General features: G+C 68.8%; 24 protein-coding genes. 12 read left to right on the forward strand and 12 right to left on the reverse strand.

The window, feature by feature from the left end; translation table 11 throughout:
- The first annotated feature begins 67 nt into the window (after positions 1-67).
- The gene (locus tag ABZV06_RS10400; RefSeq protein ID WP_355620283.1) at positions 68-631 is read left to right on the forward strand and encodes a hypothetical protein; all 564 of its coding nucleotides are present in this window, start codon (positions 68-70) and stop codon (positions 629-631) included.
- On the opposite strand, the gene ABZV06_RS10405 is transcribed toward ABZV06_RS10400, so the two are convergent.
- On the reverse strand, positions 593-1900 hold the full coding sequence (locus ABZV06_RS10405; RefSeq protein WP_355620286.1) for an MFS transporter: 1308 nt from the start codon (positions 1898-1900) through the stop codon (positions 593-595). The genes ABZV06_RS10400 and ABZV06_RS10405 overlap by 39 nt on opposite strands.
- Positions 1901-2051: 151 nt before the next feature.
- Entirely contained in the window at positions 2052-2783 is a 732-nt protein-coding gene (locus ABZV06_RS10410) for a class I SAM-dependent methyltransferase (protein ID WP_355620289.1), read from the reverse strand.
- A 423-nt stretch (positions 2784-3206) separates the two neighbouring features.
- Between ABZV06_RS10410 and ABZV06_RS10415 the strand changes: the two genes are divergently transcribed.
- Positions 3207-4691 carry a hypothetical protein gene (locus tag ABZV06_RS10415; RefSeq protein WP_355620292.1) on the forward strand — a complete coding sequence of 495 codons (1485 nt, stop codon included), beginning with the start codon at positions 3207-3209 and terminating at the stop codon, positions 4689-4691.
- A 111-nt stretch (positions 4692-4802) separates the two neighbouring features.
- On the opposite strand, the gene ABZV06_RS10420 is transcribed toward ABZV06_RS10415, so the two are convergent.
- Both ABZV06_RS10420 and ABZV06_RS10425 read right to left on the reverse strand, forming a co-directional pair.
- Positions 4803-5165 carry a PH domain-containing protein gene (locus ABZV06_RS10420; protein ID WP_355050625.1) on the reverse strand — a complete coding sequence of 121 codons (363 nt, stop codon included), beginning with the start codon at positions 5163-5165 and terminating at the stop codon, positions 4803-4805.
- A 45-nt stretch (positions 5166-5210) separates the two neighbouring features.
- Positions 5211-5519: a 4a-hydroxytetrahydrobiopterin dehydratase gene (locus ABZV06_RS10425; RefSeq protein WP_355248457.1), complete on the reverse strand. Its 309-nt coding sequence runs from the start codon at positions 5517-5519 to the stop codon at positions 5211-5213.
- Between the two features lie 183 nt (positions 5520-5702).
- On the opposite strand from ABZV06_RS10425, the gene ABZV06_RS10430 reads away from it, so the two are divergent.
- Positions 5703-6143 (forward strand): (deoxy)nucleoside triphosphate pyrophosphohydrolase, encoded by a 441-nt coding sequence (locus tag ABZV06_RS10430; protein WP_355620295.1) that lies wholly within the window; start codon positions 5703-5705, stop codon positions 6141-6143.
- Between the two features lie 196 nt (positions 6144-6339).
- Here ABZV06_RS10430 and ABZV06_RS10435 read toward each other — a convergent pair whose 3' ends face one another.
- The 6 genes from ABZV06_RS10435 to ABZV06_RS10460 all read right to left on the reverse strand — a co-directional run bounded on the left by ABZV06_RS10435 (position 6340) and on the right by ABZV06_RS10460 (position 13805).
- The gene (locus ABZV06_RS10435) at positions 6340-7407 is read right to left on the reverse strand and encodes a succinate dehydrogenase/fumarate reductase iron-sulfur subunit (protein ID WP_355237013.1); all 1068 of its coding nucleotides are present in this window, start codon (positions 7405-7407) and stop codon (positions 6340-6342) included.
- Positions 7404-9332: a fumarate reductase/succinate dehydrogenase flavoprotein subunit gene (locus ABZV06_RS10440; protein WP_355620298.1), complete on the reverse strand. Its 1929-nt coding sequence runs from the start codon at positions 9330-9332 to the stop codon at positions 7404-7406. Before ABZV06_RS10440 ends, ABZV06_RS10435 begins: the two co-directional genes overlap by 4 nt.
- A 12-nt stretch (positions 9333-9344) precedes the next feature.
- Entirely contained in the window at positions 9345-10151 is an 807-nt protein-coding gene (locus tag ABZV06_RS10445; protein ID WP_355237018.1) for a hypothetical protein, read from the reverse strand.
- Between the two features lie 233 nt (positions 10152-10384).
- Complete coding sequence (locus ABZV06_RS10450; protein WP_355620301.1) at positions 10385-11791, reverse strand: metallopeptidase TldD-related protein; 1407 nt, start codon at positions 11789-11791, stop codon at positions 10385-10387.
- On the reverse strand, positions 11788-13224 hold the full coding sequence (locus ABZV06_RS10455; protein WP_355620304.1) for a TldD/PmbA family protein: 1437 nt from the start codon (positions 13222-13224) through the stop codon (positions 11788-11790). Before ABZV06_RS10455 ends, ABZV06_RS10450 begins: the two co-directional genes overlap by 4 nt.
- Before the next feature lie 32 nt (positions 13225-13256).
- Positions 13257-13805, reverse strand: coding sequence for a Uma2 family endonuclease (locus ABZV06_RS10460; RefSeq protein ID WP_355237027.1), 549 nt, complete (start codon positions 13803-13805; stop codon positions 13257-13259).
- 216 nt (positions 13806-14021) lie between these two features.
- Here ABZV06_RS10460 and ABZV06_RS10465 point away from each other — a divergent pair, with 216 nt between their 5' ends.
- The 6 genes from ABZV06_RS10465 (at position 14022) to ABZV06_RS10490 (ending at position 20402) form a co-directional block, all read left to right on the forward strand.
- Positions 14022-15065 carry an ABC transporter ATP-binding protein gene (locus ABZV06_RS10465; RefSeq protein ID WP_355237030.1) on the forward strand — a complete coding sequence of 348 codons (1044 nt, stop codon included), beginning with the start codon at positions 14022-14024 and terminating at the stop codon, positions 15063-15065.
- Positions 15062-16123, forward strand: coding sequence for a dipeptide ABC transporter ATP-binding protein (locus tag ABZV06_RS10470; protein WP_355620306.1), 1062 nt, complete (start codon positions 15062-15064; stop codon positions 16121-16123). The genes ABZV06_RS10465 and ABZV06_RS10470 overlap by 4 nt, the downstream gene beginning before the upstream one ends.
- Entirely contained in the window at positions 16120-17127 is a 1008-nt protein-coding gene (locus tag ABZV06_RS10475) for an ABC transporter permease (RefSeq protein WP_355620309.1), read from the forward strand. The genes ABZV06_RS10470 and ABZV06_RS10475 overlap by 4 nt, the downstream gene beginning before the upstream one ends.
- Before the next feature lie 10 nt (positions 17128-17137).
- Positions 17138-18124: an ABC transporter permease gene (locus ABZV06_RS10480; RefSeq protein ID WP_355237039.1), complete on the forward strand. Its 987-nt coding sequence runs from the start codon at positions 17138-17140 to the stop codon at positions 18122-18124.
- Between the two features lie 146 nt (positions 18125-18270).
- Positions 18271-20013: an ABC transporter substrate-binding protein gene (locus tag ABZV06_RS10485; protein ID WP_355620312.1), complete on the forward strand. Its 1743-nt coding sequence runs from the start codon at positions 18271-18273 to the stop codon at positions 20011-20013.
- Between the two features lie 95 nt (positions 20014-20108).
- A complete protein-coding gene (locus tag ABZV06_RS10490; RefSeq protein ID WP_355237045.1) occupies positions 20109-20402 on the forward strand; it encodes a hypothetical protein in 294 nt (97 codons plus the stop codon).
- 280 nt (positions 20403-20682) lie between these two features.
- On the opposite strand, the gene ABZV06_RS10495 is transcribed toward ABZV06_RS10490, so the two are convergent.
- On the reverse strand, positions 20683-21447 hold the full coding sequence (locus tag ABZV06_RS10495) for a DUF427 domain-containing protein (RefSeq protein ID WP_355237048.1): 765 nt from the start codon (positions 21445-21447) through the stop codon (positions 20683-20685).
- A 344-nt stretch (positions 21448-21791) separates the two neighbouring features.
- On the opposite strand from ABZV06_RS10495, the gene ABZV06_RS10500 reads away from it, so the two are divergent.
- On the forward strand, positions 21792-22316 hold the full coding sequence (locus tag ABZV06_RS10500; RefSeq protein ID WP_355620349.1) for a YfbM family protein: 525 nt from the start codon (positions 21792-21794) through the stop codon (positions 22314-22316).
- A 93-nt stretch (positions 22317-22409) separates the two neighbouring features.
- Entirely contained in the window at positions 22410-22955 is a 546-nt protein-coding gene (locus ABZV06_RS10505; RefSeq protein ID WP_355237051.1) for an ATP-binding protein, read from the forward strand.
- 235 nt (positions 22956-23190) lie between these two features.
- On the opposite strand, the gene ABZV06_RS10510 is transcribed toward ABZV06_RS10505, so the two are convergent.
- Positions 23191-23943, reverse strand: a complete 753-nt coding sequence (locus ABZV06_RS10510) for an XRE family transcriptional regulator (protein ID WP_355620315.1) — start codon at positions 23941-23943, stop codon at positions 23191-23193.
- A gap of 143 nt (positions 23944-24086) precedes the next feature.
- On the opposite strand from ABZV06_RS10510, the gene ABZV06_RS10515 reads away from it, so the two are divergent.
- A complete protein-coding gene (locus ABZV06_RS10515; protein ID WP_355237057.1) occupies positions 24087-24251 on the forward strand; it encodes a hypothetical protein in 165 nt (54 codons plus the stop codon).
- Positions 24252-24361: the final 110 nt, after the last annotated feature.

The raw sequence follows: 24361 nt of genomic DNA on the forward strand, positions 1-24361 counted from the left end.
CTTTCGCCGGATCGACGACCGCAGCCTGCGGCTGACGTGTCACCGCTGCTGAATACACTCCACGACCGTGACGCCTCCGGATCTACGACGGTTCGGCTTCGCCTACCTGGTGCTGTGGTTCGCGATCTTCGGTGCCGGCATGCTCGTCGGTGACGACCTGATGGTCATGCTGGTCGATGTCATGTCCGGCGCTTGGCTGCCGCTGGTCGTCGTGCTGAGTTGGCTGCCATTCGGGTCGTTCATCCTCTTCCTCTTTGCGGACTCGGCACGGCTCGAGGCGCCGCCGATGCGGCAGCCCTGGCTCACCCCGATAGCGCTGTCTGGCCTCGTGCTGGCGGGCCAGGTTCCCACCATCCTCCGCAAGGACCGGCGTTCCTCGGACGCCTATCGGCTGGCCGCGCACACCCCGGTTGGCGAAGCGCTGGCCTCCGGCCTGGTCGGTGCGTTCGGTGCCGCCATGGTCTGGACGTTGCTGTTCCTCACCGCGAGGTGGCTGCGCGGCAGGATCAGCGGCCAGCGCGTGCCGTTCTTGGACAACACGTGGGGAATGCCGCCTCGGAGCAGGCGGGTCTTCGCGACGGGCGCCGCCGCGTCAGTGCTGATCGGCCTCGGCCTCGCGCTCGCCTTGTGAGCGCCAGGGTCGCGAGCTGGACCGGCGCGGCACTCTGACGGGACCTGGTGTATGCCGTCGCAGCGTGACGAACCCTGCCGCGACCAGCCCGAGCACCAGGATCGCCATACCGCAGAGGAGCAGCGTCGGGCGGGGACCGATGACACCGACCAGCGGGCCGCCGAGCATGGTGCCCAGAGGCACCGCGAGCACGAGCACGGCGCCGTTCGCGGCGAGCACCGCCGGGAGCTGCTCGGTCGACGCGCTGCGCTGGAACAGTGCCATCGACGTGGACATGTACGGCGCCCAGATCAGACCCGCCAGGGCGAAGGCCGGCAGGGACACGCCGACGGGCGTGCCCAGGCCGAGGGGCAGCATGGCGACGCCGAACCCGATGACGATGCCGATGGTGGTTGCCCGTAGCGGCCAGTGACGGAGATGCCCGGCCACCACACCGCCGACGAGGCCGCCGACGCCGAAGGCGGTGTAGTACGCGCCGAGCAGCGTCGCGGACGCCCGCAGGTCGTCGGTGAGGTGCAGCGGCATGGCGACGTACACCGGACCGAACAGGAAGAAGAACGCGACGCTCAGCACCAGCAGGCCCAGCAGTGCGGGCTGACGGCGGATGAGCGCGAACCCTGCGGTACGGGAGGCGCTGCGGTCGTACCGATGGATCGTCCCGGTGCTGGGTAGCGCGAGCCGATAGGTGAGCGCAAGCACGGCGAAGGTGGCGGCGTCGACGGCGATGACCCACACCGGCCCCACCCATCCGATGAGGATGCCCGCCAGCGGTGGGCCGACGATGGTGGCAAAGCCGGAGATGGTGGTGAGCACCGCGTTCGCCGGCAGATGGTGTCGCTGGGGCAGCAGTTCGGCGATCAGGGTGAACCGCCCGGCCGAACCCCACGAGTGCAGGAGGGCGGACGCGGCGAGCAGGACGACGTACAGCCCGATCGTCAGTGTGCCGGTCAGGTGGGCGATCGGGATCGCGGCGAGCGCGGCGGCCCGCAGGATCGCGTCCCACCCGGCGAGTTGGGCACCACTGCGTCCGCGCAGCAGCCGACCGAAAACCACCGTTCCGACAGCGCTGGGCAGGGTGTACGCGGCCACGGCGACCGCGATCCAGAGACCGCGCTGACCGGTCGGTGCGAGCTGGATGGCCAGCCAGGTCACCGCGACCACCGCCATGCCGTCGCCGAGCGCGGAGACGGCCAGCCCGGGCAGTACGCGCCGCAGCAGGGGATGGGTGACCACCGGCCAGTACAGCGAGGTGCGCGGAAATCGTGGCATGACCACAGTCGATCTGACATCGCTGCCGACGACCAGTGGAGACTGCTGTCAGCAGATTCAGCGCAGCGCGGAAGCGGTCAGGTTGCCGGGACCGGAATCGACTCGGGTTCCGCGGTCACGTCTGGAGGCGCGGAACCCGAGTCGACCGTCGCTACTCCGCCCGGTAGACGGAGATGTGTGACGGGCTGTCCGCCGTGAACGGCCGCCGGTGCCAGTCGGCGTACCGCTCGGTGAGCCGCAGCCCCGCCTGCTGCGCCATCTCGTCGATCTGGTGCGGCCAGGCGTACCGCATGGCGAACGGTTTCAGGTGCACACCGTTGCCGTCGAAGGTGATGGTCTGCCGGATGAACCGCTGCGCCGGCCGGTCGTACCGGTGCAGTCGGATCGTCGCGGAGTCCTCGGTCACCTCGCGGACCTGCACCTGCTCGTCCGCATCGAAGCTGCGCGGGTCGGGGACGAACGCCTCGATGACGAACGCCCCGCCGGGCGACAACACCCGGGCGACGTTGCGGAAGCAGTCCGCCTGCCGCTCGGCGTCCACCAGGTTGAACAGCGTGTTGAAGACCAGGTACGCCAGGCGGAACGGGCCTTGCACGCCCACGTCCGCCATGTCACCGACGACCGCGGGGATCTGGTCGCCGCCGGGCTTGGCCCGCATCTGCGCCAGCATCTCCTCGGACGCCTCGATGCCGTGCACGCTGAGGCCGCGCTCGGCCAGTGGCAGCGCGACCCGGCCGGTGCCGATCGCCAGTTCCAGGACCGGACCACCGTCGGCCAGATCCGCCAGGAAGTCGACGGCGGGGGCCGGGTCGGGGTTGCCCGGGCTGTCGTAGCCGGCGGACCACAGCCGGCCGAAGAGGCCGGGATCGTCGAAGACCGACATCAGCGGCCTCCGGGGTTGTGCTCAGTGACGCGCGTCCTGGGAAGAGCAGTTCTGCTCACGAAGCCTCGTTTCCTCAAGTCGGATGACGTTCGGTCGGGGGGACTTCGTCGTGTTGGGCATGGCACTGCTCCCTTCGCGTGGCTACCGACCGAGGACACCAGAGACGCCGCGAGCCCGGCAAGGCATTTACGCCCGCCGGGCTCCCGCCCTGTCGATGTGCGGGTGAGCGATATACCTCAGAGGTATGAATATGACTCTGAGGTATATCGCTCACAACTGCATCCGCCAGCACGGAGGCAACCGAGGGTCACCGTCCGGCCGCTAGCTGCACCGTCTCGCAGTGCGGTAGAAGAAGTCCACTATCTGGCAAGACGGCGCGCCTTAGTGTCGAGGATGAAGGACCGACGACAGGGGCAGATCGACGTGACCACGCACAGACTCGACTTCGACACGAACGTCTTCGACAAGAGGTACATCGACCTGAACGGCACCCGCGAGGCCATCGTGGTCGGCGGGCGTCATCTGTTCGACCGGCTACCGCGCGCATTCGAGGGCATCAACCAGATCGGCGTCATCGGCTGGGGTCCGCAGGCCTCGGCGCAGGCGCAGAACCTGCGGGACTCGCTCGCTGGCGGTGACCTGAAGGTCGTGGTCGGCCTCCGGGCCGGCTCTTCCTCGGTCGACAAGGCCCGCGCGGCCGGGTTCAGCGAGGCCGACGGCACGCTCGGCGAGATGTTCGAGGTGATCCGCGCCTCCGACATGGTGCTGCTCCTCATCTCCGACGCCGCGATGGCAGCCCTGTACGAGCAGATCTTTGCGGCCCTGCGGCCCGGCGCCACCCTTGGTCTGTCGCACGGCTTCCTGCTCGGCTACCTCGAGCAGCAGGGCGGCAGATTCCCCGAGGGCGTCGACGTCATCGCGATGTGTCCCAAGGGAATGGGCGCCTCGGTTCGTGCCCTCTACCTGCAGGGGCGCCAGACCAACGGCGCGGGCATCAACTCGAGCATCGCGGTGGAGCAGGACGCCAGTGGGCGCGCCGTTGACCGGGCCATCGGCTGGTCGGTGGGTGTCGGCGCGCCGTACACGTTCAAGACGACGCTGCGCTCGGAGTTCCTGTCCGATCTCACCGGCGAGCGGTCCATCCTGCTCGGCGGGGTGCACGGCATCGTGGAGAGCCTCTATCGGCGCTTCCGAGCGCAGGGGCGGAGCGAGACCGACGCGTACCGCGACTCGGTCGACAGCGTGACCGGCCCGATCTCGCGGACCGTGTCGAAGGAGGGCCTGATCGGGCTGTACCGCAACCTCGACGACGACGACAGGGCAGTCTTCGCGGAGGCGTACGCCGCGGCCTACCCGGTCGGTCTGGAGCTGACCCGCGAGATCTATGACGAGGTGGCCTCCGGCAACGAGATCCGCAGCGTCATCATGGCCGGCAAACGCCTCTCCGAGTTCCCGATGGGCAAGATCGACCAGGCCGACATGTGGCGCGTCGGCGTGGTCGCCCGGCAGAACCGTGTCGACGACGACGTTCCGCTCGACCCGTTCACCGCTGGCGTGTACTGCGGCGTCATGATGGGCCAGGTCGACACGTTCATCGAGATGGGCCACCCCTACTCGGAGATCGCCAACGAATCGGTGATCGAGGCCACCGACTCGCTCAACGCGTACATGTACGCCCGGGGCGTCTCGTTCATGGTGGACAACTGCTCGACCACCGCGCGGCTGGGCGCCCGCAAGTGGGCGGCGCGCTTCGACTACCTGCTCACCCAGACCACCTACCCGGCGATCGACCACCAGACCCAGGTGCTGGACACCACGCTGGTGAAGGCGTTCGAGGACCACCCGATTCACGACGTTCTGCGCATCTGCGGCGAGATGCGACCATCTGTCAACATCTTCGTGCAGTGAACGGAGATTTCCCCGGCCCTGCTTGCTGACAGCCCGCCCCATCAGACACATCCGGGCGCCGTGAACTCGGCAGGGCACTCGTGCCCGCCGGGCTCACGGCCGGAAGGGTCGTCAGGAGATGTGGTGCAGGATCACGTTGTGGACGTGGTGGCTCTTCTGCGCGCCGCGGAACTCCACCTCGTACGTGTGGGTGCCGACGTGGATCGCGATCGCGCCGGTGGAGAAGAACGACCCACCCCAGGACTTGTTGCTGACCACGCTCACGCTGGTGATCTTCGAGTACGGGATGCTGGTGATCGCATACCGCTTACCGACGAAGGACCGGTCCTGGATGATCACGCGCCGGTCGGTCAGCCCGATGAACCCGGTGCCGGTGCCGACGGCGTCGTAGACGGCGATGATCTGCTCGCCGTCGAGAAGCCCGCTCTCGATCTGCTGGACCTGCTCCTTGCGGTCGTACGCGATGTTCGCCATGCGACCCAGGTTAGGAAACCGGCGCCACCGTGCCCGGGTGGCTCGTCAGGACTCGGTGACCGCCCGGTAGGCGTCCTCGATGCGGGCGGCCAGCAGGACCTCGCCCTCGGTGAGAGGCTCGCCGTTGCCGTGCCCGACCCGGATGAGGGTGCTGTCGGACCGGCGGCTGATCTCGGGGCGCAGGTGCAGAGCGTCCGCCACGACCTTGACCCGTTCAGTCAGGGCCGCGTGTTGGGTATCGTCGATCACCAGCGTCCGCCGGATCTGTTCACCTTCCCGCGTCCAACCAGTTAGCAAGGTCAACGCGTCGGAAAGGTAGTCGTGCTTGGCTCTGCTGCTGAACAGCACGCGCATCACCGCACCCCCCAAGCGCCGTTGCCGGCTTGTGGCCAAATCGTCGCCATCCCGTGTCTTGTCGGTGCCTCCTAGTCTGTCGTCGCTCGCTGGGGGTGTCCACGCCCACACTTCCGTGTTCTATTGACCTAGCGGACGGTGTCGGTACCCAAACCGCCGATTGATCTGGCACCCTGGACGCCCGTGCAGACCGAACGGGCTAATGGTGGCGGGCAGGCCCAACGACGGGACCTGAAAGTGATCGTGGGAGCGGCGATCATCCGGGACGGACGCGTGCTCGCCTGCGCACGCTCCGCTCCGCCGGAGGTGGCCGGCATGTGGGAGTTCCCCGGTGGAAAGGTCGAGCCGGGGGAGGGTGAGGCCGAGGCCCTGATCCGGGAGTGCGCCGAGGAACTGGCCGTACGCGTCGAGATCGGCGGTCGGGTCGGCCGCAACGTCCGAATGGCCCACGGCCGCTCGGTGCTCAAGGTGTACGCCGCCCGCCTGCTGCACGGGGACGAGCCGCAGGCGCTGGAGCACCAGGCGCTGCGCTGGCTGACCGTCGACGAGCTGGACTCGGTGACCTGGCTCCCAGCCGACGCCCCCATAGTGGCAGCCCTACGCCCCCACCTAAAAACCCCCTAACCCCGCCCCCTCCCGCCCTCCCGCCCTCCCGCCCGCCCTCCTCCACCATCCCGTTGATCATGAAGTTGTTGCCATGACACGCCGGTAGGCAGGGCAATAACTTCATGATCAACGGGCCCAGGGGTGGGGAGAGGGTGGGGGAGACGGGGACGGGGGCTGTCGGCAAAGCCGACAGCCCCCGTCTCTGGTGGTCTGACTAGTGCTTGTCGTCCTGGTCCGGGTGGGCGAAGTTCAGGTGCTCCGGAGGCAGCGGGAAGGTCACGTCGTCGCCGAACGGCGACGGCGCGGCTGCCCGGTCGAAGGTGAGCTCCGTCAGCGGCAGCTTGCCCCGGTCGTCGACCGCCGGAGCGGTCGGGTGGGGGACCTCGCGGTGCCAGTTGACGCCGCTCTGCGCCTGCGCCTCGGCCTGCGGGTCGTGCGAGCCGCCAGCGTGCGAGTGCACGCCGCCCCGGCTCGTACCCGGCAGGCTCGCCGAGCCCTGACGGGCGGTGGTCACGCTGGTCTGGGGCGTCTCGCCCCGACGGAAGATCTTGCTACCAAGCCACACAAGGGGATCGTACCTGCGGTCGACGACGCGTTCCTTCATGGGGATGATCCCGTTGTCAGTGATCTTGATGTGCTCGGGGCAGACCTCGGTGCAGCACTTGGTGATGTTGCAGAAACCAAGGCCCTGTTCGGCCTGGGCGTACTCCTTGCGGTCGGTCCGGGCGTCCAGCGGGTGCATGTCCAGCTCGGCCGCCCGGATGAAGTACCGCGGACCGGAGAACGCCTGCTTGTTCTCCTCGTGGTCGCGGATCACGTGGCAGACGTTCTGGCACAGGAAGCACTCGATGCACTTGCGGAACTCCTGCGAGCGCTCCACGTCGACCTGCTGCATCCGGTAGTCGCCCGGGGCGACGTCCGCCGGAGGGGCGAACGCCGGGGTCTCCCGTGCCTTCTCGTAGTTGAACGAGACGTCGGTGACCAGGTCCCGGATGACGGGGAAGGTCCGCAGCGGCGTGACCGTCACGGTCTCCTCGTCACCGAAGGTCGACATCCGGGTCATGCAGCCCAGTCGCGGCTTGCCGTTGATCTCCATCGAGCAGGAGCCGCACTTGCCGGCCTTGCAGTTCCATCGGCAGGCCAGGTCGGGCGCATCCGTGGCCTGGAGGCGGTGGATGACGTCGAGGACGACCTCGCCCTCGTTCACCTCGACCATGTAGTCCTGCAGGTCGCCGCCGGTCTCGTCACCCCGCCAGATCCGGAACTGACGCTTCTCGCTCATCGGTTGTCCGCCTCTCCAGCGTCGGAGACGAGAGCGTCGAAGTCGGTGAGCTCCTCGTCGGTGAGGTACTTGGCCAGCTCCGCCCGGTCGAAGAGGCCGATCAGCTCCGGCCGCATCTTCGGCAACGGCTTATGGGTGAGCCGTACGGCGTCGCCGTCCAGGGAACAGACGAGGTTCACCTGCCGCCACTTCGGCTCCATCGTCGGATAGTCCTCGCGGGTGTGCCCACCCCGCGACTCCTGCCGCTCCAGCGCCGCCTTCGCGGTGCACTCCGAGACGACAAGCATGTTGCGCAGGTCCAGGGCGAGGTGCCAGCCCGGGTTGTAGCGGCGACCGCCGGCGGCGCTGACCTTGGCCACCCGCTCGCGCAGCTCCGCGAGCCGCACCAGCGCGTCGGCCAGCTCGCCCTCGCGCCGGATGATGCCCACCAGGTCTCCCATCACCGCCTGGAGGTCCTGCTGAAGGGTGTACGGGCTCTCGCCGGTGTCCCGCTGCAACGGGGCCAACGCGGTCTCCACGGCTGCCTCGACCGCGTCCACGGCCACCTTCGGCCGGGCGGACAACCCGTCGGCGTAGCTGGCCGCGTGGCCGCCCGCCCGCTTGCCGAACACCAGCAGGTCGGACAGGGAGTTGCCGCCGAGGCGGTTGGAGCCGTGCATGCCGCCGGACACCTCGCCGGCGGCGAACAGGCCGCGGACGTGGCCGAAGGCGGCACCCGAATCCGGGTCCACCTCGACGCCGCCCATCACGTAGTGACAGGTCGGCCCGACCTCCATCGGCTCGGAGGTGATGTCGACGTCGGCCAGCTCCTTGAACTGGTGGTACATCGAGGGCAGCCGGCGGCGGATCTCGTCGGCCGAGCGCCGGCTCGCGATGTCCAGGAAGACACCGCCGGCGGGGGAGCCCCGACCGGCCTTGACCTCGCTGTTGATCGCGCGGGCCACCTCGTCACGGGGCAGCAGCTCCGGCGGACGCCGGTTGTTGTCCGGGTCGGTGTACCAGCGGTCCGCCTCCTCCTCGGTCTCCGCGTACTGCTTGCGGAAGACGTCGGGGACGTAGTCGAACATGAACCGTTTGCCCTCGGAGTTCTTCAGGACACCACCGTCGCCACGGACCGACTCGGTGACCAGGATGCCCTTCACCGAGGGCGGCCAGACCATGCCGGTCGGGTGGAACTGGAGGAACTCCATGTTGATCAGCGTCGCCCCGGCGCGCAGCGCCAACGCGTGCCCGTCCCCGGTGTACTCCCAGGAGTTCGACGTGACCTTGTAGGAGCGTCCGACACCGCCGGTGGCCAGCACCACGGCCGGCGCCTCGAAGAGGATGAACTCCCCGGACTCGCGGTAGTAGCCGAACGCGCCCGCGACCCGGTCACCGTCGAGCAGCAGCTCGGTGATGGTCGTCTCGGAGAAGACCTTGATCCGGGCGTCGTACGAGCCGAACTCGCGCTTGTCCTCCTGCTGCAGCGAGACGATCTTCTGCTGGAGGGTGCGGATCAGCTCCAGGCCCGTCCGGTCGCCCACGTGCGCCAGTCGGGGGTACTCGTGCCCGCCGAAGTTGCGCTGGGAGATCTTGCCGTCCTTCGTACGGTCGAAGAGCGCGCCGTACGTCTCCAGCTCCCAGATCCGCTGCGGCGACTCCTTCGCGTGCAGCTCGGCCATCCGGAAGTTGTTGAGGAACTTGCCGCCGCGCATGGTGTCGCGGAAGTGCACCTGCCAGCTGTCGCGGCTGTTCACGTTGCCCATCGCGGCCGCGGCGCCGCCCTCGGCCATCACCGTGTGTGCCTTGCCGAACAGCGACTTCGAGATGATCGCCGTCTTCTTGCCGGCGAGGCGGGCCTCGATGGCGGCGCGCAGACCGGCGCCGCCGGCCCCGATGACGACGACGTCGTAGTGGTGTCGTTCGATGCGAGTGGTTGTGGTCATGTCAGGGGCCCTTTAGTTGATGAACCGCAGGTCGTTGAACCAGCCGGCAGACAGCGCCATCACGTAGAAGTCGGTCAGCGCGAGGGTGCCGAGGGTGATCCAGGCGAGCTGCATGTGCCGGACGTTCAACGCCGAGACGAAGGTCCACGCGCGGTAGCGCACCGGGTGCTTGGAGAAGTGCTTGAGCCGGCCGCCGATGATGTGCCGGCAGGAGTGGCAGGAGATCGTGTACGCCCAGAGCATCACCACGTTGAGCAGCAGGACGAGGTTGCCCAGCCCGAAGCCGAAGCCCTTGGGCGAGTGGAAGGCGAGGATCGCGTCCCACGTGTTGATCAGCGAGATGATCGCGGCGGCGTAGAAGAAGTAGCGGTGCAGGTTCTGCCCGAGCAGCGGGAAACGGGTCTCCCCGCCGTACTCCTTGTGGCCGTCCGGGACGGCGCAGGCCGGCGGCGACAGCCAGAACGACCGGTAGTACGCCTTGCGGTAGTAGTAGCAGGTGAGCCGGAACAGCAGCAGGAACGGCAGGGTCAGCGCGGCGTCCGGGATGATCCACCAGCCGGGCAGGAACCTGCCGAAGTGCGAGGCCTGCTCGACACACCGGTCGGTCACGCACGGGGAGTAGAACGGGGTCAGGTAGTGGAACTGGTCCACCCAGTACCACTTGTGCATGAACACCCGGACCGTCGCGTACGCCACCCAGGCGCTCAGCCCGATCACCGTGATCAGCGGGGCGAACCACCATCGGTCGGTACGCAACGTCTTCGCCGTGATGGCGGCGCGCGCCCGCGCCCCCCGCGGCCTCGTTGCCGTTGAAGTCATTCGAGTCGTCTCCTCGACGGGCCCGTACGGGCGGGCTGATCTCTCCGGTCGGCACGCGGACCGGCGAACCCGCACCCGCTGCCACGTCATGCGCACACCAACGACCACGTCGGATCGACCGACGCAGCTAAGTGACACACGTTACGCCGATCTTTGCGAGCCGTCCGCGCAAGGGAGTGTCCCGTGTGTCTGGCCTGCGAAAACGCCGTCGGCGCGCCGGATAGCCGGAGACATCAGCCCGACGCGCCGCCGGTGAAGTGCCAGGACGCCAGCCGCACCGAGGGCGCCGCCCACCAGGCACCGTCCACCCGATCCGGTTGACGCACGGTCTCGGAGCCCAGCCCGAGGACCGCACCCGGTCCGAGCGCCCGGGGGTACGACTCGGTGAACCGCAGGTCGCGGACCGCCCGGACGACCGTGCCGTCCTCGATCAGCCACACCCCGTTGCGGGTCAACCCGGTGACGACGAGGCTCTTCGGGTCGAGCACACGGGTGTACCAGAGATCGGTGACCAGCAGTCCCCGTCGTACCCCGGCGACCAGCGCCGCGGTGTCCGCGTCGACGACCGCGCCGGCCGCCGAGCCCGTGGTGTTCCGGCCGGTCGCGCTCATCGGGCCCGCCGCCGCGGCGGCCAGGCGGACGTTACGGGCCATGGGCCCCCAGGCGGCACCGCCCGCAATCGCGTGCCCGGTGGACTCCGCACCCGCCTCGGCGGCGGTCCGCCGGTCGTGCGCGACCGCCAGCGTGGTGCCCTCGTCGACGAACGTCACCGCCCGCCGGCCGGTGCCCTCGGCGTCGAACGGCAGACCCGACGCGCCGAGCGGATCGTCCACCAGGGTCACCAGCCGGTCGAACTGTGCCGCGCCCGGCTCGGCGAAGGACTGCCGCTCGGCGTACCGCTTGCCGTTGAAGCCGTACCAGCACAGGTTCTGCAACAGGTCCGCCACGGCGGCCGGCTCGAACACCACCTCGTAGCGTCCCGGCGGCAACTCGACCGGATCGGCCGCCGCCTGCGCCTTGGCGGCGGCGTGTGCGCCCAGCTGGGCGCCGTCGAGGTCGGACAGCCGGTCCGCGCTGCGCCGCGCGACACCGTCCGCGCCGTCGCGTCGCGCGATGCCGTCCATCGCGGCCTCCGCCGAGCGGCCGTACGCGCTGTGCCCCGCCGAGTTGGCGAACGCCGACGAGCGGTGCGCGGTACGGCAGTAACCGGCAGTCGTGAGGCCCCCGGCGGCGGCCACGAACGCGCCCACCCGGTCGGCCCGCTGGTCCGGCTCGGCGTAGGCGGTCGCCTCGTCGACGGGCGGCGCGACCGGCGCGGGCGTGGGCGGCGCCAGGCCGGGCCACCCCGGGTCGAGTGGACCGAGGCGCGCTGCGGCGAGGGTCCGTTCGACGAGCGCCTGCAACCCGTCGGAGGTGACGATGCTGCCGCTCCCGGCGACGGTCCGCCCGTCGGCGTGCACCCGCAGCCGGACGCCGACGTTCGACTCGGAGACGTTCTGGTGGATGGCCGAGTTGGCAAAGCGGGTGAGCGCCAGGTCCGCCCGGGTCACCACCACCTCGGCCTGCACTGCCGGGCCACCAGCCCGCCGGACCAGCTCGACGACCTGCCCCGCCAGCTCCAACTCCGTCGACCCACTCACGCGGACACCCCTACCCGGACGTTCTTGAAGCGGGCCGGCGCGGCCGGGTGGCCGGTGTGCCCGATCTGGCCCGGCTGGCCCTTGCCGCAGTTGGGTGTCCCCCAGGGCACGGTCTCGCCGGAGAGCATGTCCATCGAACGCCAGAACAGCGGGCCGATCCCGGTGTACGTCGGGTTGCGCAGCATCCGCCCCCGCCGACCGTTCTTGATCTCCCAGCCGACCTCGCAGCCGAACTGGAAATTGAGCCGCTTGTCGTCGATCGACCAGGAGCGGTTGAGGTCCATCAACACACCGTCATCGGTGGCCGCGATGATCTCGTCCAGGGTGTGCGGGCCGGGTTCCAGGCCCACGTTCGTCATCCGCACCATCGGCAGTCGGGCCCACCCGTCGGCGCGGACGCTGCCGCCGTAGTCGAGGCCCGCCATGGCTGCGGAGTCGCGGCCCGCGAGCACGCCCACCCAGCGGCCGTCGCGCACCGCGTCCCGCTTGACGGCGGGTGAGCCCTCGTCGTCGAAGCCGAAGCTGCCCAACGCTCCGGGGATCGTCGGGTCGATGGTGATGTTCATCAGTTCGGAGCCGTAGCGCAGCGAGCCGAGCTGGGCCAGGTCCAGCCAGGACGTTCCGGCGAACGCGGCTTCCCAGCCGAGGATCCGGTCCAACTCGATCGCGTGCCCCACCGACTCGTGGATCTGCAGGGCCAACTGCTCGCCGCCGAGGATCAGATCCGTCTCGCCGGCCGGGCAGGGTGGCGCGGTGAGGAGCGCCCGGGACTCCTCGGCGATCTGCGCGGCGTGCGCGGCCAGGTCGAGCGATTCGACCAGCTCCCAGCCGGTGGTGCCGTACTGCCCCCGGTAACTGGGCCAGGACCGCCGCTGCGTCTCGCCGTCGCCGATCGAGGTGGCCGATATACCGCCGCCGCACTCGCGGATCCGCTGGTCGATGCGGTGGCCCTCGCTGGAGACGAACCACTTCGCGGTGTCCCAGATCTGGTAGAGCCCTTCGGCCAGGTCCGCGCCGTGCTCGGCCATCGTGCGGGTCGCGCCGACCAGCAGGTCACCCTTGTCGGACAGCGGCACTCCGAGCGGGTCGACCCGGCAGTCCGAGGACCAGCTCGCGGTCACGGCCTCGACCTCGACCAGGTCGACCGGGGGGCCGGGCACCCGCGCGCTCGCCATCGCGGTCCGGGTCGCGCGCCGCCCGGCGTCGCGGGCGGCGGCGTCCGACAGATCGGGTACGGCGTGAAAGCCCCAACTCGCACCGACCAGGGCCCGGACGCCCAGTCCGATGCTCTCGTCCTGGGTCAGCTCCTCCACGTCGCCGTTGCGCGCGGTCATCGACTCGTAGCGGCGGTACATCACCCGCGCGTCGGCGTACCGCGCTCCCGCATCGAGGGCGGCCTGCACGGCGGCGGTGGCCGCGTCGAACTCGGTCATGCGACGACCCTAGGGCAGCGGACCGACACCCGTCAGGGAAGAAGTTCTTCCGGCCGGATGGTCACTTTCACCGGCTCGGTCAGTTCCAGAACCTCGCCGCGCTTCGCGGCCCCTACTTCGACGTAGTGGCCGCCTTGGCGACGGTAGAGGTGCAGCGCGCCGGTCTCCTGTTCCACCAACAGAAACCACCCGATCCCGGCGGCGGCGTAATAGTGCATCTTCAACACCTTGTCGGTGGATGCATTGCTCGGTGAGATGATCTCGCATACCAACCGCACATCACCCGCTTCGACGTTGAGTTCGTCGAAGTCGATCGGACCGGTGATCACGAGGTCGGGGATCGGGATCCGACCGGGGCGGAGTCGGACGTTCACCGCCTCCAGTAATTCGAGGCCGGCGGGCCCGGTGGCTGCTTCGAGGATGTTGCCGAGCCTGCGGGAGATGCGCTGGTGTCGGGGGGTGGGGGCTGGGGTCACGTGGAGGCTCCCGTCGAAGAGTTCGACGCGTTGCTGCGTCTCGCCGAGGGCGAGGTAGTCCTCTTCGCTCCACGGGCCTTCGTGGTTGAACACCGCCGCGGTCATCGTCACCTCCACCTCGTGCCACGGGCATCCTCTGCTGGCAGCTCGCCCAATGGTCGCACCTGGCGTGCTCTCAAGACCATGAGTGCCCGAGGTGAGGGCTGTTCAGGGCCGATGCGGACTCGTTACGCTCGGGCCCGCTGACACGTGCCGAGCTTGTAGCTTATTTTCACCCTCTGGACATTGTTGTAAGTTCTCTTCGTCACTGAGGGAGGTGCCGTGGACAGCTCGGATGCCTACCTGCGGGTGAGCGACCTGCGGGTTCGGTTCGACACCTCCGACGGCGTGGTGCGCGCGGTCGACGGGGTGTCCTTCGCCGTCGAGCGGGGGCGCACGCTCGGGATCGTCGGCGAGTCCGGCTCCGGCAAGAGCGTCACGTCGCTGGCCATTCTCGGCCTGCACGATCCCAAGCGAGCCACCATCACCGGGGAGATCTCCGTCGGCGGCCGGCAGCTCGTCGGTCTGCCCGACGAGGAGGTACGTCGGCTGCGCGGCCGGGACATGGCGATGATCTTTCAGGATCCGCTGTCCGCGCTGCACCCGTACTACAGCGTCGGCAAGCAGATCGCCGAGGCGTACCGGGTGCACCACCCGAAGGCCAGCCGGCGCGAGGCCCGCCAGCGGACGGTGGACATGCTGGGCCGGGTGGGCATCCCGCAACCGGACCGCCGCTTCGATGCGTACCCCCACGAGTTCTCCGGTGGCATGCGCCAGCGGACGATGATCGCGATGTCCCTGGTCAACGACCCGGCGCTGTTGATCGCCGACGAGCCGACCACCGCGCTGGACGTGACCGTGCAGGCGCAGATCCTCGATCTGCTCGCCGGCCTCCAGGCCGAGTTCCACTCCGCGATCATCCTGATCACCCACGACCTCGGCGTCGTCGGTCAGGTGGCCGACGACGTGCTGGTCATGTACGGCGGGCGGGCCGTGGAGCACGGCAGCGTGGAGCAGGTGCTCCGCTCGCCGCAGCATCCGTACACCTGGGGGTTGCTCTCCAGCGTGCCGTCGCTGCACGGCGACGCGGACGCGGACCTGGTGCCGATCCCCGGCAATCCGCCCAGCCTGATCAACCTGCCGTCCGGGTGCGCCTTCCACCCGCGCTGCCGTTACGACGACCGGGTCGGTGACCGGTCCCGCACCGAGGTGCCCGAGTTGCGGCCGGCGGGCGGCGACGGCCACCTGGTCGCCTGCCACCTGAGCGCCGAGGAGCGCAGCGCGATCTACGCCGAGAACGTGGCATCCGTGGGGGTGGCCCGATGAGCGACGAACCACTGCTGCGGGTCCGCGGGCTGACCAAGCACTTTCCGGTACGGCAGGGACTGCGCGCCACCGGCACGGTGCGGGCGGTCGACGGGCTCGACTTCGACGTGCGCCCCGGCGAGACGCTCGGCCTGGTGGGGGAGTCGGGCTGCGGTAAGACGACCACCGGCCGGATGCTGGTGCGGCTGCTGGAACCGACGAGCGGCAGCATCGAGTTCGCCGGAAGGGACATCACCCACGCGGGCCGGCGGGAGCTGCGCCCGCTGCGGCAGGAACTCCAGATCATCTTCCAGGACCCGTACGCGTCGCTGAACCCCCGGCACACCGTCGGCCGGATCGTGGCGATGCCGTTGCAGGTCAACGGCATCAAGCCGCCCGGTGGGATCAAGGCGCGGGTGCAGGAGCTGCTGGAGCTGGTCGGGCTGAACCCGGAGCACTACAACCGGTACCCGCACGAGTTCTCCGGCGGTCAGCGCCAGCGCATCGGCATCGCCCGTGCGCTCGCGCTGCGACCGAAGCTGATCGTCGCCGACGAGCCGGTGAGCGCGCTCGACGTCTCGATCCAGGCGCAGGTCGTCAACCTGCTGCGCGACCTGCAACGGGAGCTGGATCTGGCGTTCGTGTTCATCGCGCACGACCTGGCCGTGGTCCGGCATTTCTGCCAGCGGGTCGCGGTCATGTACCTGGGCCGGATCGTGGAGATCGGCGACCGGAACGACATCTACGAGCGCCCGCAGCATCCGTACACCCGTGCGCTGCTCTCGGCGATCCCGGACGTCACGCAGCTCGGCCCGGCGGGCCGGATCCGGCTGACGGGTGACGTGCCCACGCCGCTCGATCCGCCGTCGGGCTGCCGGTTCCGTACCCGCTGCTGGAAGGCGCAGGACGTGTGCGCCACCGAGGAGCCCGCGCTGGTGCCGCGCGACGGCGGCCGGCAAGCCACCGCGTGTCACTTCCCCGAAGGGGAAACGGCCGGCATCAGCCCCGAAGGGGAAACGGCCGGCAACAGCGCCGGCCCCGAGGTGGCGGCCCCGAACGTCGAGGAGGTGTCGTCGTGAGCCTGTCCCCGGTGGAGGGTGTGGCGCTGGCCGAGATCGAGTCCGGCTCGGACGCGGGCGGACCGGAGGCCACGGGCGTCGTCGGTCGGTCGCCAGGTCAGCTCGCCTGGATGCGGCTGCGCCGCGACCGTACGGCCGTGGTCAGCGGCGTACTCCTGGTCTTCTTCATGGTGTTGGGGTTGTCCGCCCCGCTGATCGAGATGGTCTACGGCGTCGGGCCGCGCGAGCAGTTCCAGAGCCTGCTCGACGGCTTCGGCATGCCGCTCGGTTACGTCGGCGGGGTCACCGGCGAGCACTGGTTCGGTCTGGAACCGGGGCTGGGCCGGGACATCTTCATCCGGTTGATCTACGGGCTGCGCACGTCGCTGTTCATCGCGTTCGCCGCGGCCCTGATCACGGCCGCGATCGGCATCGTGCTCGGCGCGCTGGCCGGTTACCTCGGTGGCTGGCTCGACGCGGTGATCAACTGGATCACCGACCTGACTCTCGCCATGCCGTTCCTGATCATCGCGTTGGCGCTCACCCCCACGATCACGCTGCGCTTCTACGGCGAGCGGGGGCAGGTGTCGTCGGCGTTCGGGGTGGGTGTGCTCATCGCCGTGTTCGCGATCTTCGGTTGGACCAGCACGGCACGCCTGGTACGCGGGCAGGTGATCGCGCTGCGCGAGCGGGAGTTCGTCGAGGCCGCCAAGGCCAGCGGCGCCGGGTTGGGGCACATCATCTTCCGGCAGCTCCTGCCGAACATCTGGGCGCCGATCCTGGTGTCGTTCTCCCTGGCGGTGCCGCAGTTCATCACCAGCGAGGCCGCGTTGTCGTTCATCGGCGTCGGTCTCAGCGACGAGACGCCGAGCTTCGGCCGGATGATCTACCGCAGTCTGGACTTCCTCCAGACCGACCCGGCGTACGTGTTCTTCCCGGGCATCACGATCTTCGCGCTGGTGTTCGCCTTCAACCTTTTCGGCGACGCGTTGCGGGACGCGCTCGACCCGAAGTCGTCCCGGTAGGGGTCACCTCATGACGCGATTTCTGATCAAGCGACTCTTCTCGGCGACGCTGACCCTGTTCGCGGTGAGCGTGCTGACGTTCCTGATGTTCTTCGCCCTGCCACGCGATCCCGTGAGCAGCATCTGCTCCAAGAACTGCAACCCGGAGCGGCTGGAACGGGTCCGCGACGACCTGGGCCTCAACGACCCGCTGATCAGCCAGTACGCCGGTTACATGAAGGGCATCGTGACCGGTCGGGACCTGGGCAGCGCCCAGGGTGGCCGCTGTGACGCGCCCTGCCTGGGCTGGTCGTACGTCACCAACGAGGCCGTCTCGGACACCATCGCCCGGGTATTGCCAGTGACGTTGAGCATCGTGATCCCGGCGGCGGTCCTCTGGCTGCTGCTCGGGGTGGGGCTGGGCATGGTCTCGGCGCTGCGTCGGGGCACCTGGGTGGACCGGCTGGCGATCGGCTTCTCGCTGACCGGCGCCTCGTTGCAGCTCTACTTCGTGGGCGCGGTGCTGCTGCTGGTGTTCGTCTACAACCTGCGGTGGCTGCCGGTGCCGAGCTACACGTCCCTCTTCGACAATCCGGCGAAGTGGGCGAGTGGGCTGGTACTCGCCTGGGTGGCGCTGGCCTTCCTGTTCTCGGCGATCTACGCCCGGCTGTCGCGGGCGCAGATGCTGGAGACGCTGTCCGAGGACTTCGTCCGGACCGCGCGGGCCAAGGGCCTGGCCAAACCCATGGTGTACGGGCGACACGCGCTGCGCGCGGCGATCACTCCGGTGGTGACCATCGCCGGGCTGGACGTGGGCGGGGCGCTGGGCGGCACGGTGATCACCGAGACGACGTTCGGCATCCAGGGGTTGGGGCGTACGGCGGTGGACGCCGTGCGCTCGGGTGACCTGCCCACCATCATGGCCACCGTGCTGATCGCCGCCGTCTTCGTGGTGCTGGCGAACGTGCTGGTGGACCTGCTGTACGCGACCATCGACCCACGGGTCCGACTGCGCTGAGCCGATCGCCGTCCCGCGGGCGGCTGCTGGCGGAATTTATCGACAACTGTTACACAACTTGCAGATTTTTTTCCTTACGATCCTCGGGACGTCGGCGGTTCTCGCCCCGACGAAACCGCACGGCACATGGGTGAAGGAGGTACTTCATGCGACCACGCGTGGCGGTTGCCGCAGGCGGCGCGATCGCTCTGGTTGTGGCATTGGGTGCGTGCTCGAAGAACACGGGCGAGGGCACCACGGTGGACAACAACCGGCAGCAGACCGGGGTCATCGCGACCGACCCCAAGGACTCGAAGGGGCCGGCGGCCGAGGTGAGCGGCGCCGCGAAGGGCGGCACCTTCACCATCATCCGGGAGTCGCCGATCTCCCATCTCGACCCGCAGCGGACGTACTCGTTCGCGGGTCTCATGACCAACCCGCTCTTCGCGCGCTACCTGACCACCTGGAAGGACGACGGCAAGGGTGGTCTGGTCCTCGTCGGTGACCTCGCCGAGACGCCGGGCAAGAACGTCAACAACGACTGCAAGGTCTGGGAATTCACGATCAAGGACGGGGTGAAGTTCGAGGACGGCCGTCCGATCACCTCCAAGGAGATCGCGTACGGCATCGCCCGCTCCTTCGACCCGGACCTCTCCGGCGGCCCGACCTACCTCCAGGAGTGGCTGGCCGACAGCCCGCAGTTCGACACCAAGTGGGACTTCAAGAAGAACAAGACGTCCCTGCCGCCCGGCCTGACCACGCCGGACGCGAAGACGCTGCGGTTCGAGTTCGCCAAGCCCCGCTGTGACCTGCCGTTCGCGGTCTCGCTGCCGACCACCGCGCCGCTGCCGGCCGACAAGGACACCGGCATCGACCTGGACAAGCAGCCGTTCTCGTCCGGCCCCTACAAGGTCGCCAAGAACCAGGTCGGCGTGCAGATCACGCTGGACCGCAACCCCAACTGGGATCCGAACACCGACCCGGTCCGGCACCAGTACCCGGACCAGTTCGTCTGGTCCTTCGGCCCGACCGCGGACGCCGCCAACAACCGGGTGATCGCCGACAACGGCGCCGACCAGAGCGCGCTCGCCTTCAACGCCGTACCCGCCTCGCTGGTCGCCAAGGTGGCCGGGGACGCCGCGCTGAAGTCGCGCACCATCCTCTCGCCGACGCCGAGCGCCAACCAGCTCGTCATCAACAACCAGCGGGTCAAGGACCTCAAGGTTCGCCAGGCGCTCAACTACGCCATCGACCGGGAGGGCATGGTCAAGGCGCTCGGTGGCCAGAACGTCGCCGCCCCCCTGACCACGCTGATGCCGCCGGCCACGATCGGCTACAAGGCGTACGAGGCGTACCCGGCGGGCCCGAACGGTGACGTCGCGAAGGCCAAGGAGCTCCTCGGCGGGCAGACGCCGGAGCTGGTCCTCGGTGTCGCCGACAACTCGACCGAGCAGCAGCAGGGCGCCCAGCTCAAGGTCAACCTGGAGCGTGCCGGCTTCAAGATCACGCTGCGGAACATCTCCGACGACGCGAAGCTCGACGAGATCAAGAAGAAGGACAACCCCTGGGACCTGTACATCGGTAACTGGGCGGCGGACTGGCCGAGCGGCGCGGCGATCCTGCCGGTGCTCTACGACGGCCGCACCATCAAGGCCGAGGGCAACAGCAACCAGTCGTACTTCAACGATCCGACGATCAACGCCGAGATGGACCGCATCCTGGCGCTCGCACCGGCCGACCAGGGCCCGGAGTGGGCCAAGCTGGACGAGCGGATCATGAAGGAGTACGCGCCGGTGGTGCCGATGTACGTCGACGTGGCCTACCACGTGCACGGCTCGAAGGCCGGCGGTGTCTTCGTCTCCAGCGTCTTCGGCTACCCGTCGTTCGTCAACGCGTACGTGAAGCCGTAGCGCAGGCAGGCAAGGGCCCTCTTCCGACAGCGTCGTCGGGAGGGGGCCCTCGCCGTTCTGCCGGCGGGTGGTCCTTGCCGCGCGATGATGGCCATGTGAAGCCCATCTACCCCGATGACGGCGACGTCGATCGGAACGCCGTACCCGGCCTGCGCCCCGTACCTCCGGACGACGCGACGTCGGTCACGGTCGATGTCGACGGAGAGACGTTCTCCCTCCGCCCGAATGAGTGCGACGGCACCGACTACACATGGCTCAGCGGACCGAGGCCCGGCTACGGATTCGGTGTCGGTCCGACGCGCGGCCTGTCGCTCGACGAGCACAGGGAGAACATCCGCGACTACCTGGCCATGGTCGATCCCGCCACCGGGCGGATCGAGGACGACTGACATGAAGCCTCGGCTACAGATCTTGGACAGTTTCCGTTACGTGCTAACGGAAACTGTCCAAGATTGCGAGTTGCGGTGAGCGAGGAACGGCTCGGCCATCTTGCCGAGGCGCGGTCTTCGTCTGCAGCGTCTTCGGCTACCCGTCGTTCGCCAACGCGTACGTGCAGCCGTAGGTCACACCGTGGATAGGCAGGGTCCCCGCTCAACAATGCCGCCGGGCGTGCTGGGCATCCGTGCACCTGGGAACCTGTTCGATGCGGTGCCAGGGCGTGCGGTTGGTTCAGTGGAAGGGCGTTGACGGCCGGCTCTGTCGCTCGCCGTCGACGAAGAGATCGACTTTCTCGTTGTAGAAGGCGATCAGGCCGGCGATCGGCAGGAGTGCGGCGGTCGGGAAGTCGTACGACCAAGCCAGGTCCGGGTGGGTCTGGTCATCGATTCGGACGGACCAGTAGTCGCTGATCTGGCCCTTGTACGGGCAGGCGGTCCTCGTCGGCGACGCCACGAGGTGCTTGAAGTTCACGTCGGTCCGGTTGAGGTAGTAGCGGGGCGGCAGACCGGTTTCGAAGACCAGCACGGGCGATGTCGACTCGGCCAGGACGACGCCTTCCAGTTCCACCCTGACGCTGCGGGTGGAACGCACCGCGTCCACCCGCGCGAACGGGTTCCGGGGGTGCACGAAGACCTCTTCGTCCTCCTCGAACCAGGCATCCATGGCTGCCCAGTCGAACCGGATCGTGTTCGCCAACCCGGCAAGCGCGTCGTCCCCGTACAACCGCCCGCACGAAGGACGGACCGTCTCGCCGACCTGCAGCCCGTGCAGCCGTGCGGTCCCGCGCCGGGTCACCTCGGTGTGCTCGCCCTCGATCAACAGGTCGCGATTCAGGTCGTCGACGGGGATGTAGTACTGCGGGAAGAACGGCCACTCCCACACGTACAACGCCCGCGTGGTTTCCAGTACCTGCTCGCCGCCGAGGAAAGCTCGGATCCGGCGAGGCACCGGCTCGATGTGGTCGACCGGGACGATCATCTTCGGATAATCCGACACGCTGTCCTCCCGTGATGTGACGGCCGGCTCGGGCAGGCGCCGGTTCAACGATCAGGGCGGCCCCCGCGTCGTCACATGCGTTTGTTGCAGAGACCGTAACCGATCTCGCCTAACGTGACGAGTCCTTCGCGGCAGAGGTTTGTGGCGCCGGGAGTACCACTCGCTCCTGGACCCGAGTGCGATCTTGGAAGTGCGGCCGCTCACCCCAGGTGCGTACGGAGGAATTCCAGCTCCAGCGAGAGCAGCCGCTCGGCGGTGCCGTTGGCAGCCATGCGGTGGCGCCGGTCAGTGGCAGCGCGGCGCGAGTCCTGTCGTAGCCGGGATCTAGGTTTGGCGGCGTGAGCATGAACGGCAACTGGCTGCGCGTCTCGCCAGACGAATTGGAGCGGGCCAAGGCAGACCTCGGCTGGGCCTACGAGCACGCCATGAGCGCGCGGGACGACAACTCCGATCGCTGGACCGGCACCGACAGGGCGTGGCACGGGCTCGACTTCCTCCTCGACCGGCTCGGCTTCGAAGTCCCGCTGGTCCTCGGCGCGGAGAGCTTTGTGGAGTTGCCGGACGTCGAACCCGACAGCGACGAGATGTTCGACTTCCTGGAAAACCTCGAAGACGACTGGGGCTACGGGCCGCCCTCCTACCTCACCCCGTCGCAGGTGACGGTCGCGGCCTCGCAGCTGGCCGCGCTCACCCAGGAGACCCTGATCGGGGGTGTCGACCCCCAGGAGCTGAAGTTGGCCGAGGTCTACCCACAGACCTGGGAAGAGCCCGGCGAGCTGGCGTGGGTGGCCCACTATCTGCCCGGCGTCCAGACCTTCTTCGCCGCGGCCGCCAGTGACGGCGACGCGGTGATCTGCTGGCTTGACTGAGTTGTGCTCGGCTCTGTGCGAACCTGGCCCGACGTCATCGTGCACAACGACGATCCCCGCTGCCAACCTGGGAGATCCGGGCATGCTGAGCGGATGGCATCCGTGCTGACGCGACCGACACTGTTCCTGACGGTGGGGCTCCCGTGTACCGGAAAGACGACTGCCGCCCGGCAGATCGAGGTCGAGCAGGAGGCACTTCGTCTGACCAAGGACGAGTGGGTGAAGGCTCTCTACGGGGTCGAGAATCCGCCTGCGGCCTCGGACGTGATCGAGGGACGACTCATCGAGATCGGGCTGCGCGCCCTCGAACTCGGCACCAATGTCGTGATCGACTTCGGCCTCTGGGGTCGGGACGAGCGCTCCGCCCTCCGGCAGGCAGCGGCCGACCTCGGCGTGGCGGTGGAGCTGCGCTACTTCGAACTCACCCCGGCCGAGCAGCGCAGACGGCTCGACCAGCGCCAGGCCGACGCGCCCCACACGACGTGGCCGATGTCCGACGCGGAACTCGCCGACTGGGCCGCCCGCATCGACATCCCGACGCCGGGCGAGCTCGACGGCAGCGAGCCCATCGACGAGCCGCCGGCCGGGTTCGCGACGTGGCACGAGTGGCGAACCCACCGCTGGCCGCCGACGGTCTGACAGCCCCGGCGGGACCCGAGGGGCGTTTTCGACGGTCGCGCCGACACGGCGGCCGCCTACACTCGACGACATGCTCAGGGGCCGGGACGACCGGCTCCCGGACGGACGCCGGCTGGCCGTCGATTGGCTCGACCAGATCCGGGCCCACGGCTGAGCACACCTGCGCCACGGGCGGCAGACGAGCGCTGACCACCGCTCGGACTACGACGAGGCTGCGGACGAGGTGGCGGAGCGCCTAATCGGGCGACGTGTTGTAACGGTCGAGCGTCGTCTTCGATGTGGAAGCATCTCGGAAGGTCAGTTCCCATGGGCCGGTATTGACGTCCATGTCCTTGCCGAACCCGACCCATTTTCCGGCCATCCGCCGGCCGGTGGGCTCGACCAGGAGCTGGATGGCGCCGTGGTAGCGAGCGCCCCGGTAGTAGCCGGCCGGATCGGTCTGCTCCACCCAGGTGCCGGTGACCACGGCACCGTCGACGGTGAGATCCATCGACAGTGACGATGCGGCTGAGCCGGGAAGGCTGCGCACCGTCAGTCGATCGCCGTGCTGGAGCACGACCACGAAGTGCTGCCCGGCGAATGATTCTCCCCGGCCGCTGGAGTGGAATTGGTAGCGGCTGAGCCAGATACCCTCGTACGACGCGTGGACCGCGAGTGGCTTGGGCGTCGGCGTGGCCAGATCGGACATGGGTGAGGTCACGTCGTGCCCACCGTGTTGGTCGTCGACTGCGCGGCCGTCGGGAATCGCGGCGAAGCCGAGAAGCGAGACCGGCAGGCCGGTGACGACTTCCAGGGCGCGGGCATACATGGGTCGTGGCGCGGCGATCGCGCCAGACTCCCAGCGTTGGACGAGTCTCTTGTTGGCATCGTTGGGCTCGCCGACGCGTCGACCGGCGGCCTGGAGCGCGCGGGCGAAGTCGTCCTGGCTCATACGCATCCCGGTGCGGACCGCGCGTAGGGCGGTGTTCGGGGCATTCATGTTCGCCACAATAGCGGTGCGTCGCCTTAATGTCGCCGGGAATGTGCCCGTTATGACCCCTCACATGCCGCTGCATCAGATGACAGTGCAGCGTCATTGTGGATTGCATGCGACGGCCGAGCCGGCCGGTGCCACCAGCAGCGGAGGCGATGATGTCCAACTCTGACGACGAGGTGGTCAGTCGTGGCGAGCAGATCGACGCCGACGAACGGGAAGCGGCCAAACGCCGGTTGCTGGCGCAGGCCGAGTCGGAGCGGATACCGGTGGAGGAGACGACTCGGGCGGTGCCGGATCGGCGGTGGCGTCGTGGGCGGTGATCCGGTTCCGATCGGTCGACGGGTCGCCTACCTGCGACCGGGCGGCCGGTGACCTGCTGGGCGAGGCAGCCGAGCTGGCCGCTGGGGTGGGCGACGGACACGATCACCAC

It is taken from the genome of Micromonospora sp. NPDC005172, from assembly GCF_040608555.1.
Lineage (GTDB): Bacteria > Actinomycetota > Actinomycetes > Mycobacteriales > Micromonosporaceae > Micromonospora.